The sequence below is a fragment of the Methylotuvimicrobium buryatense 5G genome, from assembly GCF_000341735.1.
Taxonomy (GTDB): Bacteria; Pseudomonadota; Gammaproteobacteria; order Methylococcales; family Methylomonadaceae; genus Methylotuvimicrobium; species Methylotuvimicrobium buryatense.
Map to the genome: position 1 here is coordinate 4,750,385 of NZ_KB455575.1, position 16,829 is coordinate 4,767,213.

A 16,829-nucleotide genomic window follows, 5' to 3' on the forward strand; every position below is an offset into this window, starting at 1 on the left:
TAAGGGAATCAAAAGCTAGAGATTTAACGTGCCGGTATACTTCGCGCGGTCATTTTAGGGTAATGCTATTTTGTTCGGTAGTAAGGCGCGAAAACAGGGGCATAGCAAGCTATGTAATTTTTTTTGCAAAGCGTCCGCTCCTGCTCACGGCCCTTACCTACATCCAAGTTAGGTAACGCAGCTACCGGACAAAAGAGCGCGTTAGCTTACCGAAAATGTGCCCGCGCGAAGTATATACCCATCGCACTTCAAATTTCTGCATTGACGCATGGAGGCGCCGGGGTGTTCGGCAAAAGCTTTGACAGCAGGGGGGCTGTCACAGAGCCTACATGGACGTATTCACGGCGTCCTTTGACGGACCCCCGGCGCCGAAATTTGACCAGCAAAGGGTATATATGCGGTATAGGCTTTATGCGCGGCGACGATTGAAAGCGTAATAAAAATAATGCCGCTGAGTCTATGGAGCGTCGATAACGGAATTTTTTTCATTAGTGTTCGGCCGGCCAAAACCCCGAGAATCGAAGTCATGGCCAGCGCTACAGTTGAGCCTAGCCAGACTGCGGCGGGAAGGGTGGTGCTGCTTAATCCCGCAACCGCCAATTGTGTTTTATCGCCGAATTCCGCAACGGCAATTAAAAAAAAGGTCGTGAAGAAAATCCCGTGTCCACTTTTTTCTTTGATCACTTCATCGGTATCTTCTTCCTCGTTAACTCTCAGCGCATGCGCTCCGAATAGAGCAAATAAAATGGCCACGGATGCGGCCACGAGGTATTCAGGCAGCCATTTTGCGATGGCAGCGCCGAAAATGACTGCCAAAGTATTTAACAGCGCAAACGCGGCAATTGCGCCTAAAATAATTGGCAAAGCGCGATGCCGGGCAGCTAAGGTCATGCAGACTAACTGGCTTTTATCGCCGATTTCGGCGGCTGCAATCAGTACGAAAGAGGTCAATGATGCGGTGGAAAACTCGACAATATTATCGGAAAAAAGCAGGCTTGAAATTTGTTGCCACTGCAGATGAATAGAGGCCATGAGTTGATGAATAAAGTCCATGGATTTATGGAATTAATGGTTTTTAATGTGGGTAGCAGTGAATAGTGTATTAGCCGAGTAAGTTGTCCAAAATCATCATGATGATGAAACCGATCATCAAGGCAAACGTGGCGTGCCTGGATCTGCCTTCGGAATGGGTTTCGGGAATGATTTCCTCACTGATGACGAATAACATTGCACCGGCGGCGAAGCCCATCGCAATCGGTAAAACCGGCGTGAAAATCGTAACCATCGTGATGCCTAATAATCCGCCGACCGGCTCTACCAAGCCGGTTAAAGTTGCGATGCCAACCGCTTTCCATTTGTTGTAGCCCAGACCGACCAGCGGTAATGCAACGGCAAGACCTTCCGGAATGTTTTGCAGAGCAATCGCTGTGGCAAGGATGATGCCGTTTTTCATGTCGCCGGATCCGAAACTCACGCCGACCGACATACCTTCCGGAAAGTTATGTATCGTAATCGCTATGATAAACAGCCAGATTTTATTCAAGGAGTTTAGATGCTGATCGGCAATGCTATCGAAATGAATATGAGGCAGTTTGCGGTCGGCAAAATGCAAAAACAAAGCGCCGGTTATCATGCCTAACGAAGTCACCCAAAGCCCGTTGCCGGGCCAAATTTGGTTTCCGTAGTCGATGCTCGGCACCAGCAGCGAAAAGGCGGTAGCGGCAAGCATTACGCCGGCAGCCGCGCCTAAGAGGCTGTTAAATAGATTTCTCGATATTTCGGTAAAGAAAAGGGCGGGTAGGGCGCCGACGCCTGTTGCGAGACCGGCTAGAATGCTCGCGAGAAATCCGATGACAACGATTTTTCCGAAAATCAGGTAAAGGCTTCCGAAAACGACAACTTGCGAAGCGGCAAAGAGTCCGATCCATGCCCATAAACGTTGGGTATGAGGCAATGCCATGATTTTTTGATAGCGGTCGCTCGAAGTGATGGTCTCCCATTGGCGCGAAAAATAATCTTGAAGGGTCGTAGAGAATGCAGATTGTGTCATGAGTGCGGTCCGGTTGAGTGGTGTAGAGACAGTTGTAAGAATATACCTTTCGGACTTCAAATTTCGGCGATGCTTAAGAAGGCGCCGGTGTGTTCGGTCGATTTTGCTCCTGCAAAATCGACATTCAGGCCATCCATGGCGTTCGCAAAGGCTTTACCAGCAATAGAGCCTACATGGACGTATTCACGGCGTCCTTTGACGGCCAGCCTGGTGCTGAATTTTGATCTACGACGGGTATAATAGAATTATTTTAAAGAGTTTTGCGTACAAATAAATGGATATGATTTCGATTTCAATCGGATACCGAGTTAGGATCATTGACCGAACCGAGCGCAGTAAGACGCGTAACGGAGTTCAGGGTTCTTGGTTAAAGATTCGAGAGTACGTTTGAGTACCTTATTTCATTAGTCTGCGACTTTCTGGCGGGCGGCTTTTCGATGGTTAGGACCCTGTCGATGATGATAACGAGACTCCCTTTTTGATCCTCAAATTGGGAATTGCTGAACTGTAAGGCGGAATATAAAATTACTGAGAATTTTGCGTTGTTCGGCGTAATCGATAATATTTTCAACAGGAACTGCAGCAGATTCGGCGTCTATGGTGAAGCCGATGAAGTATTAGTGGGTGATTACCAAGACAGGCGTTTCGTTTCGCCGGGTATGACGAGAGCGGGTTGGATTGGAGTGAGATTATCGATATAACGATTTGATCAGGGCCGTTCGGCACATGCCTAGTTTTCAAAAAATTACAGGCAATAAAAAGCCCGCATAAAGCGGGCGTGTTCAGATTATTATTGTTATTATTTATTTGAACGTTGTTGTCGCCAAGACAACCAAGCAGTTTGCTCGTTTGTTATTGTTATAATTCAAGGCGTTGCAGCCTTGTCCTCCTCATTACCGATTATTTAATCGGGCTCACTCCGTAAGCTGGAAAGAATTTTATATCATTAATTTTAGTGATGTCCATCAAAAAAATCGATTTTATTTAAAAAATAGTTTCGGGTCGAAAACATATTTAAAAAACAATTAATTATGAATTATAAGTACTTGCTTATTTGGTAAATTGAACGGCACTGTCTGCCAGATGTAATCAGTTATTCAGGTTCTATTCAGGTTGTTTTAAAACCTACTAAAAGCCTTGGTTTTATTGGTTGCGTTTGCGCTGTTCTTCTTCACGTATAAAAAAAACCAGCCGTTCGTTGAGAATCGCCGATAAGTAATAATTGATTCCAGGAGATTTTTGAGCAAGCTTAATTTGCGTGATGGCGGCTTCGGTTTGGCCGGTTGCATAGTAATACTCGGCTAAATAGCGATGCGATTCGGATGGTTGTTTCAGATCGCTGTAGATTTGCGCCAGCAATTTAAAATAGACAGGTTGCCGTTTTGTATTCGCATCCAGCAGTTGCAAAATTTGTCTGGCTTGTTCGGATTCGCCGGCTTTCAGTAGTGCAGAGATGGTATCGAGCTTGATCGCCTGATTTCCAGGGAATTGCTGCATTGCAGCTTGATAGCGTGCTAATGCATTCGAAAAGTTTTGCGCCTCCAATGCGCATCGAGCGTAAGCTGTCGCAAACTGAGGTTGCTCAGGATATTCCTGGGTCAAGGCCTTAAAGATTTGTTCGGCTTCTTGGAAGTTTCTAGTATTCAGGTGGACAAGCCCAACTCCGTAACGAGCCACGGCTCGTTGCTGTTGTGTGCCTTGACCAAGTCGAGGTGTGAAATAGTTTAAAGCCGGTGCATAATCGTTTGCGCTGAGTACTCTGAGTTTTGCCCGTGTCAATAAATAACCCATCGAATCGGGGTATTGTTGATAAGGAAATTTCTCGGCTCGTCCACGCGTGTCGGAGATCCGAGAAGAAGTGACCGGGTGAGTCCTTAAAAATTCGGGAACACCCCGTCCGTAATAACGGCTTGATTGTTGCAGTCGCTCGAAAAAAATCGGCATGCTACGCGGGTCGAAATTGGATGCCGCAAGCATTTGCATGCCGACCCGGTCGGCTTCCTGTTCGTTATCGCGGGTAAAATCGATCTGAAACTGTATGCTGCCGGCCTGAACGGCCATTATTGCCGCTTGAGCGAGTTCCGGCGACTGTGTGCCTATTAAGATCGCTGCCAAGGTCGCCGCAGCGGTCGGTATGGATAGACGGCTGGCGGCTTCGAACGCACGGTAAAGATGGCGTTGGGTAACGTGAGCGATCTCATGCGCCATAACCGAGGCAAGTTCGCTTTCCGCCTCGGAGGTCAAAATGAGTCCTGAATTGATGCCGATATACCCGCCCGGTCCGGCGAAAGCGTTGATCGCGTTATCCATGACCACGAAAAAATGAAAAGGGTTGCCCGGTGTGTCACTGTTGGCAACTAGTTTCCGGCCGATTCCTTCGATATATTGCTGAATTTCAGCATCTTGACTGATGACGATTTGCGAATGTAGGCTTCGGTAAAATGCTTCGCCAAGTTGTTTTTCCTGAGCAGGGGAGATCAACGTGCCGGAAGAGTCGCCCATATCCGGTAATTCGATTTTGGTTATATCGGGCGCGAAAGGGCGGTTGCCTTGTAAAAATAAACTTAAAATTAAGAATAAGGCGGGTCTTTTAGTCATGCGCGATGAGACAAAAAGCTAACGGACTTGGTTCCATGTTGCGATTTCATCGAATTTAATTACTGCGCTGAAATTGAAGGGGAGGGGAATAATTTGCGATTATAATGGCCTCTTTGACATCCAAGCAAATTTTAGCAGCAATTCCCAGCTTGAGCAGTTTCGCCGATTTTAGGGTGTGGGGTATGCTTGTCGAGGAACGCCGTAAACCCGTCCATGGGGCTTGGCGACAGCTCGAACGCCAAGGAAGGCGTGAATGCGGATTTTGCATGGAGCAAAAATCTGCCCTGCTGCCGACATCCTCGCCAAGCATACCCCACACCCTTTTTGATCTCCAAATTGGGAATTGCTGAAATTTTAGAGCCGCACAGAAAAACTGTTTCGATAATACAGGCACTAGTCTTTCAAGAAAGAGCTGTGCAAACCCCGCAAACTTTTCGGATCCAAGTATAATGAAATTTTTGATGGCACAGGTTGAATGGTATGGACAGTAGCGTCGCACAATCAGAACCCTATCGCTTTCGTCCCGGAGTTCGTTTTCCACCGGGCGCGACGCCGATGGCCGGCGGTATCAACTTTTCGGTTTTCAGTCGTTATGCGAGTCGAGTTGAATTATTGCTTTATAAAGCTGCCGATAGCCCTGAACCCTTTCAAATTATTTCGCTCGACCGTAAATCCCATCGTGCTTATTTTTATTGGCATGTGTTCGTCGAAGAACTTCCTCTTGGTACGCATTATACTTGGCGGGCGGATGGTGCGAACGATACTGCCGAGAGCGGGCGCCGCTTCAATATTCGCAAGGAGCTGCTCGACCCTTGGGCCCGTGCCGTTACCAACACGGTGTGGAATCGAAGTCTAGCTTGCGATCCGAATGAAGCTGGTCATCGTTCGTTTCGAGCCGTCGTTACCGACTCCCGATTTGACTGGGAGGGTGAGCAAACCATTAAACGCGGGCTCGAGGGTGCTATTATCTATGAGTTGCATGCAGGGGGCTTCACTAAAGATAAATCTTCGAAAACCAGCCATCCGGGTACATTTTCCGCTTTAATTGAAAAAATACCGTATTTACAGGCGTTAGGTATCACGCATGTGGAATTGTTACCGGTGATGGCCTTCGACGAACAGCATGTGCCGCCCGGTGTTCAAGCAAGAGGACTCAAAAATTACTGGGGTTACAGTACGCACAGTTTTTACAGTCCGCATCCCGGTTTCTGCAAAACGCCGGAACTGGGCACGCACGAAGAAGAGTTTAAAACATTGGTCAAAGCCCTGCATGCGGCGGGTATCGGCGTTATTCTTGACGTCGTCTTCAATCATACCGCCGAAGGCGATGAAGAGGGGCCGTTAATTAATTTCAAAGGATTGGCGAACGATATTTTTTATCATCTCGATGCTGAAGACCGGAGGCGATATCTCGATTTCAGCGGTTGCGGCAATTCACTCAATTGCAACCATCCGATGGTAACGGCATTTATTGTCCATTGCCTGGAATACTGGGTCGAGCAGATGCATGTCGACGGATTTCGCTTCGATTTAGCCAGTGTGTTTGCGCGGGGGGACAATGGCGTGCCGATGGATCACCCGCCATTGCCATGGCGAATCGAGTCGTCCAGGCTGTTATCCGAATTACCCTTGATTGCCGAAGCATGGGATGCCGAGGGACTCTATCAAGTCGGTGCCTTTCCCGGAATGACTTGGTCGGAATGGAACGGCCGATACCGTGATGTGATCCGCCGCTTCGTAAGAGGCGATGCGGGTTTAATCGGTGCTGTCGCCACGAATATCGCAGGTAGCAGCGATCTCTATGCTGATGGCGATCGTTTGCCGGTCAACAGTATCAATTTTGTGACGTGTCATGACGGTTTTACATTGCACGACTGGGTCACTTATGAGCATAAGCATAACGAGGCAAATGGCGAGGGCAACAGGGACGGTACCGACGATAATTTGAGCTGGAATTGCGGCGTCGAAGGTGAAACGTTCAACCGAAAAATTATTGAGTTGCGCCGGAGACAAGCCAAAAATGTGTTGAGTCTATTGATGTTAAGTCAAGGGGTGCCGATGTTAAATGCCGGCGATGAAGTATTGCGTACTCAAGACGGTAATAATAATGCCTGGTGCCAGGATAACGAGATTTCCTGGTTCGATTGGCATCTCGTTGAAAAAAATAGCGATATGCTTCGTTTTGTCAGAGAGTTGATTGCTTTGAGGCGCCGTCATGCTAGCTTGAGCCGGAGCAGTTTTTTGACCGGCGAGATCATTCCAACGCGTAATCTTCCAGATATCATTTGGTATGATCCGGATCTCGGTGAACCTGCATGGGATGACGATCAGGCCAGGTTTTTAGCTTTTATGTTAGCGGGTTTAACTGCAGGCGAAGAAGACTTATATGTTTTATTAAACATGTCGGATCATAAAATCGCCGCACAATTACCTCCGGTTTCCGACCGGTTTTGGCATCTTGCGATCGACACTGCGCAAGCGTCGCCTTTGGATGCTGTCGAGAAGTCTCATCAATCCGTTTGGGTAGGTTTGGCTTGTGCCGTCGAGGCTCGGAGTGTTATGGTTTTTGAGGCGCGCGGTAAAATTGGGGAATAGGGAAAGGTGAAAGGTGAAAGGTGAAAGGTGAAAGGTGAAAGGTGAAAGGTGAAAGGTGAAAGCGGGGAGTAGGGAATTACTCATAGGCGCCTATATAAAGGAAAAAAGCGTCATTCCGCTAGGGATTGGCAGGGATGGCATACATAACTTCACGCCCATGCCGAGATGACGAATAATGTCGTAAATGCCCCATAGAATAGGCATTAAGTTGTCGCTTATGAGGGAAACAAATTTAAAGAGGATGTATTCTGCATTAACCTTAGTGCTAGCGGATTTATTGTCCATGTTTGTTCGATATTCGGTAGAATGCCGGACAGATAGCTTCGTCTGCTTGTATTTGCGGCTATCGGATGAAGAGCGGGTCAGAAAAAATTAAAATGCGGCCGCGCGGAGTAAAACAATAACTATTAAAAAAATAATGACTTCACAAGCCGAATTTTCTTATTACGATTTCCTCAAGGATAGTTTAAAACGGATTCTGCCTAATTCTCAGGCAATGGCGCTGCTAATAATCATTTTACTGAGTTTGATTTTGGTAGTTTCCTTATCCGATTTTCTGATGCCGGTATTTGCTGCAGTAGTGATTGCCTATTTATTGGAAGGACTGGTGCAAAAGGCTGTATCGCTCAAAATGCCACGCTTAGTTGCCGTGCATATGGTTTTTATAGGATTTATAGCGGTATTCGGATTTTTGATTTTTATCTTGATTCCGATGTTGTCGGAGCAGGCTTTTGCCTTCGTCAATCATCTTCCTGAAATCATTAAAAGAATTCAGCGTGAAATCATTAGAATGCTTGAGTTGTATCCGCAGCTATTATCTAAGGAAAGAGTCAAGGAAATCACGTTGATTATTCAAGACAAATTGTTGAGTTACGGTCAGGAGGTGGTCACAATGTCGGCCGCATCGTTGGTCGGGATCATGACGGCAATCGTTTATTTGTTTTTAGTGCCGATGATGGTGTTCTTTTTTTTAAAGGATAAATCGATCATAATCGGCTGGATCGGACAGTTTATGCCGCGGGACCGATTGTTGACTCAAAACGTGTGGATGGAAGTGAACAGTCAGATCGGCAACTATATAAGAGGTAAGTTCGCTGAAATCATCATTTTGATGTCGGCTTGTTATATTACTTTTTCATCAATGAACCTGAATTACGCCGTCTTGCTCTCCTTTCTGGTAGGACTGTCGGTGATTATTCCTTATGTCGGCGCTACCTTGGTTACTTTTCCTGTATTGGGCGTGGCTTTTTTTCAATGGGGGGTGACGACTGATGAGTTTATGTATGTTTTAATTGCCTATGCTGTCATTCAGACATTAGATGGCGTCGTGTTAGTACCTTTACTGTTTTCCGAGGCGGTTAATTTGCATCCGGTGGCGATTATCGTTGCAATCTTGTTTTTCGGCGGCTTGTGGGGGTTTTGGGGGGTATTTTTCGCCATTCCGTTGGCTACAGTAGTTAAAGCGGTGATTAGAGCTTGGCCTAAAGTCGGCGATCGCGAATTGAATACGGCTTTTTGAAAAGGAATGGAGCCCGAACCGGTTCGGGGACGCTGGAGCGTCCCTACTTAGGCTTCCATGGACAATTAACTTAAGCCCTTGGACTGCAGGCGAGGAGCGGGTTTTCAATCCGCTCCTCAAGCGCGCCAAGATTTTTCGCGAAAGCTGAAATGGGGTCCATCCGATTTCAGCAGCGAAAAATTACTTGGCGATTATTGCCTTCGGCGGCCCCGATTCGCCCTGCGTCCGTGCCACTACGCCACATCATCGTAAACTCGATGCGGCTCCGTAGCACTCCCACAAATGGCTTTACGCCGTGTCGCGATGCCTTGTATTTTGCCTCCGCCTACGCTATTCGCGCAGACTCCGGCAAAACACCCGGCGCTACGGCTATCGGGGACTAAAAATCTTCACTTCGCTATCGCTCCGTTTCCAAGATTTTCAGCGAACGTTTTGGTTTGCTTTGGGCATGGTTGAAACGTTCAGGACGTGGCTGCAAACCCGTTCTGCATATTCATGATCGTTAGGTTTAAAGAATCTCCGACGCATAATCGGCCAGGCGCGATCTTTCGCCTTGTTTCAAGGTGATGTGCGCGGCATGCGGCCAAGTCTTAAAGCGATCGACAATATAAGTAAGTCCCGATGTGGTGGCCGTTAAATAGGGTGTATCGATTTGCCCAAGGTTACCGATACAGATGATTTTAGTACCGGGACCTGCTCGGGTGATCAGCGTTTTCATTTGTTTGGATGTCAGATTTTGCGCTTCGTCGATGATCAAATAGCGGCTTAGAAAAGTGCGTCCGCGCATGAAATTGAGCGACCTGATTTTGATCCGGTTCATGACCAAATTACTGGTTGCGCCTTGTTGCCATTCGTTGTGTCCGGAGCGGCTGCCTAATAGCTCCAAATTGTCCATTAAAGCCCCCATCCACGGCGCCATTTTTTCTTCCTCGGTACCGGGCAAAAAGCCGATGTCTTCTCCGACCGGAATAGTTTCCCGAGTCATAATGATTTCGTTGTAGATTTTTTGTTCAAGAGTTAATTCAAGACCGGCCGCCAATGCCAATAGGGTTTTGCCTGTGCCTGCCGTGCCTAAAAGCGTTACGAAGTCGATTTCCGGGTCGAGCAGCACATTGAGCGCGAAATTCTGTTCGCGATTTTTGGCAGTGATTCCCCATACATTGTTATGAGGCGTTCGGTAGTCGTGCGCCAGTTCGAGTACGGCGTTTTTCCCATCGCAGCTTCTGACGATGGCTTCGAAGTCGCTGTCGTTATCCATATATAAATACTGATTCGGATGCCATTCGCTGACTAGAGGGCCTTGCAGCTTATAAAAAGTTCTGCCATTGTCCTGCCAAGATTCCATTTTACTACCGTGCACATCCCAAAAATCATTTTCGAGAATCGCCGATCCACGGTACAGCAGATCGATATCGTCGAGCGTTTGGTCGTTATGATAATCCTCGGCATGTAATCCGAGCGCCGCCGCCTTGATGCGCATGTTGATGTCTTTCGACACCAGGACGATATTGGTATCAGGGTATTTTTGCGTTAAAGCCAGCACGATGACCAAAATCGAATTGTCCGCAATATGGCCTGGCATCGAGTCGGGAAGCATGGAGGATAGCTGGCGGGTCTGGAAATAAAGACGCCCAAACTGTATCTCGCTATCGGGCGCGTGTTCGATACGTGACAGCGGAAATCCGTCTTCAATCGATTCCGACGTCGCACCCTGAATTAGTTCGTCCAAAAAACGGCTGACCTGGCGGACATTTCGGGCAACTTCCGACAGCCCTCTTTTACTATGATCGAGTTCTTCGAGAACGACCATCGGAATAAATATATTGTGTTCCTGAAAACGGAAAATCGCGGCGGGATCGTGCATCAGCACGTTAGTGTCAAGTACGAACAATTTGAGTTTTGGTGAGCTTTGAATATTCATTAAGTATACCTTTCGCTCTTCAAATTTCGGCGCATTCGCTCCCTCGCCCTTTGGAAGGTGTCTGGGGTGAGGGATTTACAAAAATCCGAAATTTGAAGCGCAATGACTAAATTATTGAGTCAAGATTTTGAGTTCTTGAAGGACTTCTGCGATATGGTTTTTGACTTTTACGCCTCGCCATTCATGTCTTAGGACGCCTTGCTCATCGATCAAAAAAGTACTTCGTTCGATGCCTCGGACTTGCTTGCCGTACATGTTCTTCATCTTAATGACGCCAAACAAGTTGCACAGGGTTTCATCTTGATCGGACAGCAAGTCGAACGGGAATGCCTGTTTGCACTTGAAGCCTTCATGAACTTTAACCGAATCTCGTGAGACGCCGAGAATGACCGTATTGAATGCGTTAAATTCGTCAATATGGTCGCGGAAAGCGATGCCTTCCTGCGTACATCCGGGCGTATTGTCTTTTGGATAAAAATAGATGACGACATTTTTTCCTAAAAAGTCGGAGAGCGTTAGGGTTTTGCCGCCGGTTGCGGCGGCTTCGAAATCGGGCACGGCAGTGCCTATGCTAAGCGTTGTCATAATAATCAATTAGCGTTTAATGGGCTCGAGAATGGCATCGAGATTCAACTGATCGCAAAATTCGAGAAAATCCTCGCGAAGTTGCAGCAAGCGCTGTTCCGATGGAATGATAATGATGAATTGCGTCGAAAAAACCGGTGTTTGAATATAGGGAGCGGGGTAGCGGTAGCCTTTGATTTCCTCTATCGCGATGTTACGTTCTAACAGAAAGGTTACGATAGATAGAATGATGTCGTTTTGATCCAGGCTCATCGCCTCCAGAGTATAGGGTAGACCGGATTTGGGTGTCCCCGTTTTTTCTTGCCTTGCTTTATGAATTTGAATTTTTAGTTGCTTTTGCAGGGTTTCGAGTAGGTTTTCGAGTTTGGCAATATGGTTCCAATTACCTTCTATCAACATATAGGCAGCTGTCGATTCGGCCAAATCGGTCGACCTTATTTCAGCGATACTACACTTACACCGGCTAACGGCGGCTAGGATAGGCTCGATATATTGAGACTGGCGTTTTCCAAGTACGGTGATTGCAAGTTGCATGGCATTATTTTTTTATTTTTCAGCACGATAGTAAAGGCCGAATAGAGAGGGTGTTGGATCCGCTTGGCTCTCGATCGGCTCATTACTTAAATGGACTTAGCGTCTGTTACGATCGACCAACATTTTGATAACGCCGTCGATAGATCCTGTTTGGGCTATTTCCCGGTTAAAAGTCGATCGGTAATTAGTGACTAGGCTGACGCCCTCTATCAGGATATCGAAAACTTTCCACTCACCGCTTCTGTTTTTCATCATTCGATAGTTAATATTGATGGGTTGCTGACCTGGTTGATGAACGGTGGTTCGGACAATCGTTCTGGTTGGATCTTCACCGCTGACCTGGGGAGAAAAAGTAATGTGCCAGTCGGTATATTCTTGAAATGCCTTAGTATAAGTTCGTACCAGTAATGTCCGGAATTCTTTTATAAATTGCTGTCTTTGAGCTGGGGTGGCTTGGCGGATATGCCGGCCTAAAACCAAAATCGCGACTCTCTCCATATCCACGAAGTCGCCGACCACGCCATCGACAAATTGGGTAGCTCTGGCAAAATCGTTGCGATAAAGAGGCTGACTGAGCGTCTGTTGGATTCTATCCGAGCTGTTTTGAATGATTTGTTGAGGCGGGCTTAGGTTGGCTGCGGCATTAAGCGGGTACAAAGTCGTGACCAAGCAAAACAAGAAAAAGAGTAGTGACAGCGGACGCCTGTTGTGCATGAAAAGTCTCCGGAAAAAAGTAAATTTAAAGCGCTATAGTATTACGAATTGCAAGCCAAGGAAAATTAGCCGTATTTTTTCAGCAATTCCCAGTTTGAGCAGTTTCGCCGATTTTAGGGTGTGGGATATGCCTGTCGAGGAACACCGTAAACCCATCCATGGGGGCTTGGCGGCAGCTCGAGCGCCAAGGATGGCGTGAATGCAGATTTTGCATTACGCCAAGGATGGCGTGTAGTAGGGCAATGCAGGAGCAATTGCCGAGGAGCAAAAATCTGCCCTGCTGCCGACATCCTCGCCAAGCATACCCCACACCCTTTTTGATCTCCAAATTGGGAATTGCTGCGTCGACGTGCCTACATGGACGTATTCACGGCGTCCTGTTGAGCGAGTGACCGCATTCTCCGTCATGTCTCGTACGTTCATTTGCCTGGCCTTCATGAACGTTAGATCTTAATTCGCATTTAATGGCAGTGATGGCTCGGTGGTTCGATGTTAATCGATTTCGGCATCTTCGGACGCATGATCCGGCGTTCGCGGTAGATTTTGAAATAGCTGACTGAAATGAGCCTGCACATTTTCGATGTTGATTTGCGCGATGCCCGAGGCAAAACCGAACCAGACATAAAGCCCGTTGAGATCCCTAAACATGGGTGGTATGTACTTTGGCTCTGCAATTAAGCCATCTAAGTAGTGTTCATAAAGAATAGGAATGTCATCCAGCGTGACCTTGCCGACGAACAGCATAGGCAAAAGTTCCGGAACGCCTTCCAGCGTTGCGCTACGGATGAAGTTGACTAATTCGATAAAGCCTCGGACATAGGATAGGTCTTTCGTGAAGCACGCGCCGCCTTCGACCATGCCGCCGCGAAACACGCGCTGAGCGATCGTATAACTGTCATGAGGGCTTACGTCTCGTTCCAAGAAGTAACGGTAAACTTCAATGAAATCGGCTCCCTGTTCAGCCAGGTCGATCGCAATGACTCTGTCGCTGATGCGGCGAGCGCGGTCCGGAAAAGAGCTGAACGTTAGGGTTTCGATCAAAACGGCCAAACCTTCTTGTGTCGCAGTGATGCGAGGTGAGCCGACGCTAAGCCAGGTGGCCCACGGTTGCAATCTTCCGTTCAATGTGGTGCCGACATGCACCCAGCCTTCATGCACCTCCAGGACTTTCAAATCGAGCTCGGAAAACCAAGCGTTATTATTGATTTTGATTTTGTCCCCGCCGGCCGAGGCATCGGAAACGATGCCGTCACTTAAAACAACGCTCAATGAGCCGTCATCGAAATGGCTTGATAGGCGTTGCCTGAGCGACACTACTGCGGTTTCGGCGTTTATTTCTTTCGGGTGAGATCGGTTAAGATGTTTGGCGCCGGGCAGCGAAAAAATAGCGCATAATCGTTCTCCAAGTTCTAGAAGAGTTTTATTGTCGCGGAGTAAATGATCGCGCGCCGAACCGTACAGTGCTTGGCTATGGATTAAAAAATCGGGAGTACCTCGGCTACGCAATAAGTCGATTACGCGCATGTATTGACAAACCGTATCTTGCAGAATCGAGCCGAGCGAGTCGTTATGTCCCAGGTTTTTAGTAATGTCTCGATTTAAGTCTTTCAACGAGGCGTATACGTTGTCTGCATCGAAGCTTAGTGCTTGTTGTTGATAGAACTTAATGTCGGCAGGCGGGAGAAATTGGGCTCCGCTGGCGAAGAATTGCTCGCGAAAGTTACGCGGCCATTTAATTGAATCGAGGATTTGAATCGGTTTTTGAATTTGAATCAGACGATTGGAAAGTGCCAGTAGGCGTTCCCGGTAGGATGAATGAGCCACGGCTGTATTCCTGATAAAGGGATGATCCCGAGCTTACTAATATTCTGATCGAAGAGCAAAGGATTATCGGCTGAAGCTGCTGGAAATGAATGTGATAGGCAAAAGAGGGTAAAAATAAATTGCCGGACGAATGATTCGTCCGGCAATTTTTTAAGATCAAGGTGGCTTATTTTTTCGCGTTGCGCTCTAAAGTTTCCTTAATGACTTCGTCCGCTACGTTTTTCGGGCACGGTAGGTAGTGCGAGAATTCCATCGAGAATTGTCCGCGTCCCGAGGTCATCGTGCGCAGGTCGCCGATATAACCGAACATTTCGCTTAACGGTGCTTCGGCCTTGATGCGAACGCCCGTTACTCCCGCCTCTTGCGACTTGATCATGCCGCGACGGCGGTTCAAATCGCCGATTACGTCGCCGACATGGTCTTCCGGTGTGAACACGTCGATTTTCATGATCGGTTCGATCAATTGCGGGCCGGCTTTAGGAATCGATTGACGATAAGCGGCTTTCGCGGCGATTTCGAATGCAATCGACGACGAGTCGACCGCATGGAACGCGCCGTCCATCAGTGTAACTTTGAAATCCAAGCAAGGGTAACCTGCCAAGACGCCTTTGACCATGCTCAATTCGAAGCCTTTTTGAACGGCCGGCCAATATTCTTTCGGCACGTTACCGCCGACGACTTTCGATTCGAACACGTAGCCGGTGCCGGGTTCGCCGGGTTCGATGACGTAATCGATCTTCGCGTATTGACCGGAACCGCCTGATTGCTTTTTGTGTGTGTAGCTATCTTCGATACGTTGTGTGATCGTTTCGCGGTAGGCGACTTGCGGTTTGCCGACAATGACGTCGACACCGTGGGTTCTGCGCAGAATATCGACCTTGATATCGAGATGCAACTCACCCATGCCTTTTAGAATCGTCTCGCCGCTGTCGATATCGGTTTCGACGCGGAACGACGGGTCTTCCTGAATCATTTTGCCGAGTGCAACGCCCAATTTTTCGGATGCGGCTTTGTCTTTCGGTGCGACCGCCATCGAAATAACCGGGTCGGGGAATACCATCGGCTCTAATGTGGCAGGGTCTTTTGGATCGCACAAAGTATGTCCGGTTTGGACGTTCTTCATGCCCAAGACCGCAACGATGTCGCCGGCTTGCGCAGAGTCGACCTCTTCGCGCGAATCGGCATGCATTTCTACGATACGGCCGATACGCTCGGTTTTACCGGTGAAGGTGTTGAGTACGGTCGTGCCTTTTTCCAATTTGCCTGAGTAAAGACGAATGAACGTCAATGCGCCGTAACGGTCGTCCATGATTTTGAACGCCAATGCACGTAGCGGACGGTTGGGATCGACGATCGCGAAATTACCGGTTTCGTTGCCTTCCAAATCGACTTCAGGTTGCGGGTTGACTTCGGTTGGGCTTGGCAAATAGTCGACGACTGCGTCCAAAACCAATTGCACGCCTTTATTTTTGAATGACGAACCGCAATAGGTCGGGAACAGGTCTAGATTGATCGTGCCTTTGCGGATGCAACGTTTCAATGTATCGATATCGGGCTCTTCGCCTTCCAGATATTTTTCCATGACCTCGTCTTCTTGCTCGACTGCTTTCTCGATCAATTCAGCGCGCCATTGTTTGACGTCTTCGAGCATGTCGGCAGGAATATCTTGAATTTCGTAATTCATCGGATCGCCGGAATTATCCCATACCCAAGCTTTTTCGGTCAGCAGGTCGACAACGCCGACAAACTGGTCTTCGGTTCCGATCGGCAGTGTCATGACGATGGGATTTGCACCTAAAACTTTTTCAACCTGTTTGACGACGCGATAGAAGTCGGCGCCGATACGGTCCAGTTTGTTGACATAAATGACACGGGCAACCTTAGAGTCGTTCGCATAACGCCAATTAGTTTCCGATTGAGGTTCCACGCCGCCGGAACCGCAAAAAACGCCCACACCGCCGTCGAGAACTTTCAATGAGCGGTAAACTTCGATCGTGAAGTCGACGTGGCCCGGGGTGTCGATGATATTGAATCGATGGTCTTTCCAGAAACAAGTAGTTGCAGCGGATTGGATCGTGATGCCGCGCTCGGCTTCTTGATCCATAAAGTCCATGGTCGATTCGCCTTCGTGAACTTCGCCTAGTTTATGGATTTTTCCGGTGAGTTTTAAAATACGCTCGGTAGTCGTGGTTTTGCCAGCATCGACGTGAGCGAAGATGCCGATGTTTCTGTAATGCGATAGGTCTGTCATGTTGTTACTCTAAAGGTTAAGGCATTAAAAATTTTTTTCGACGGACTCCCAAGATATTGTCCTGAAAGTAGGCTTTTCCCGGCAAAGATCGGCTGGAGCTCGGATATCAAAGCAAACCGAAGCCGGGCACTGATGAGATTCCGAAAGTTCCGGCGTAGTCTTTATTCTCATCCAGTTTCAAAAAACTGGCTATTCTAACCTAAAATAATGTCAAACACAGAATGAAAATATTTAGTTA

The 16,829-nt window shown here is 47.8% G+C and carries 11 protein-coding genes; 2 read left to right on the forward strand and 9 right to left on the reverse strand.

What is annotated here, in order from left to right; translation table 11 throughout:
• Positions 1–339: 339 nt before the first annotated feature.
• From METBU_RS0121530 to METBU_RS0121545, 3 genes are all read right to left on the reverse strand, one after another.
• Positions 340–1,032: a TMEM165/GDT1 family protein gene (locus METBU_RS0121530; protein WP_138767198.1), complete on the reverse strand. Its 693-nt coding sequence runs from the start codon at positions 1,030–1,032 to the stop codon at positions 340–342.
• Positions 1,033–1,102: 70 nt separating this feature from the next.
• The gene (locus tag METBU_RS0121535) at positions 1,103–2,050 is read right to left on the reverse strand and encodes a ZIP family metal transporter (protein WP_017842587.1); all 948 of its coding nucleotides are present in this window, start codon (positions 2,048–2,050) and stop codon (positions 1,103–1,105) included.
• A gap of 1,143 nt (positions 2,051–3,193) precedes the next feature.
• Positions 3,194–4,648, reverse strand: coding sequence for a M48 family metalloprotease (locus tag METBU_RS0121545; RefSeq protein ID WP_017842588.1), 1,455 nt, complete (start codon positions 4,646–4,648; stop codon positions 3,194–3,196).
• A gap of 480 nt (positions 4,649–5,128) precedes the next feature.
• On the opposite strand from METBU_RS0121545, the gene glgX reads away from it, so the two are divergent.
• Both glgX and METBU_RS0121560 read left to right on the forward strand, forming a co-directional pair.
• Positions 5,129–7,243, forward strand: a complete 2,115-nt coding sequence (gene glgX / locus METBU_RS0121550; protein ID WP_017842589.1) for a glycogen debranching protein GlgX — start codon at positions 5,129–5,131, stop codon at positions 7,241–7,243.
• A gap of 418 nt (positions 7,244–7,661) precedes the next feature.
• Positions 7,662–8,762 (forward strand): AI-2E family transporter, encoded by a 1,101-nt coding sequence (locus METBU_RS0121560; RefSeq protein ID WP_017842591.1) that lies wholly within the window; start codon positions 7,662–7,664, stop codon positions 8,760–8,762.
• A 508-nt stretch (positions 8,763–9,270) separates the two neighbouring features.
• Here the strand turns inward: METBU_RS0121560 and METBU_RS0121565 are convergent.
• The 6 genes from METBU_RS0121565 to fusA all read right to left on the reverse strand — a co-directional run bounded on the left by METBU_RS0121565 (position 9,271) and on the right by fusA (position 16,591).
• On the reverse strand, positions 9,271–10,683 hold the full coding sequence (locus METBU_RS0121565; RefSeq protein WP_017842592.1) for a PhoH family protein: 1,413 nt from the start codon (positions 10,681–10,683) through the stop codon (positions 9,271–9,273).
• A gap of 111 nt (positions 10,684–10,794) precedes the next feature.
• Positions 10,795–11,268 carry a peroxiredoxin gene (locus METBU_RS0121570; RefSeq protein ID WP_017842593.1) on the reverse strand — a complete coding sequence of 158 codons (474 nt, stop codon included), beginning with the start codon at positions 11,266–11,268 and terminating at the stop codon, positions 10,795–10,797.
• Positions 11,269–11,277: 9 nt separating this feature from the next.
• The gene (locus METBU_RS0121575) at positions 11,278–11,802 is read right to left on the reverse strand and encodes a glycine cleavage system transcriptional repressor (protein ID WP_017842594.1); all 525 of its coding nucleotides are present in this window, start codon (positions 11,800–11,802) and stop codon (positions 11,278–11,280) included.
• Between the two features lie 96 nt (positions 11,803–11,898).
• Positions 11,899–12,516 (reverse strand): MlaC/ttg2D family ABC transporter substrate-binding protein, encoded by a 618-nt coding sequence (locus METBU_RS0121580; protein ID WP_017842595.1) that lies wholly within the window; start codon positions 12,514–12,516, stop codon positions 11,899–11,901.
• A 492-nt stretch (positions 12,517–13,008) separates the two neighbouring features.
• Positions 13,009–14,340 carry a flavohemoglobin expression-modulating QEGLA motif protein gene (locus METBU_RS0121585; protein ID WP_017842596.1) on the reverse strand — a complete coding sequence of 444 codons (1,332 nt, stop codon included), beginning with the start codon at positions 14,338–14,340 and terminating at the stop codon, positions 13,009–13,011.
• A 166-nt stretch (positions 14,341–14,506) separates the two neighbouring features.
• The gene (fusA, locus tag METBU_RS0121590; RefSeq protein ID WP_017842597.1) at positions 14,507–16,591 is read right to left on the reverse strand and encodes an elongation factor G; all 2,085 of its coding nucleotides are present in this window, start codon (positions 16,589–16,591) and stop codon (positions 14,507–14,509) included.
• Positions 16,592–16,829: the final 238 nt, after the last annotated feature.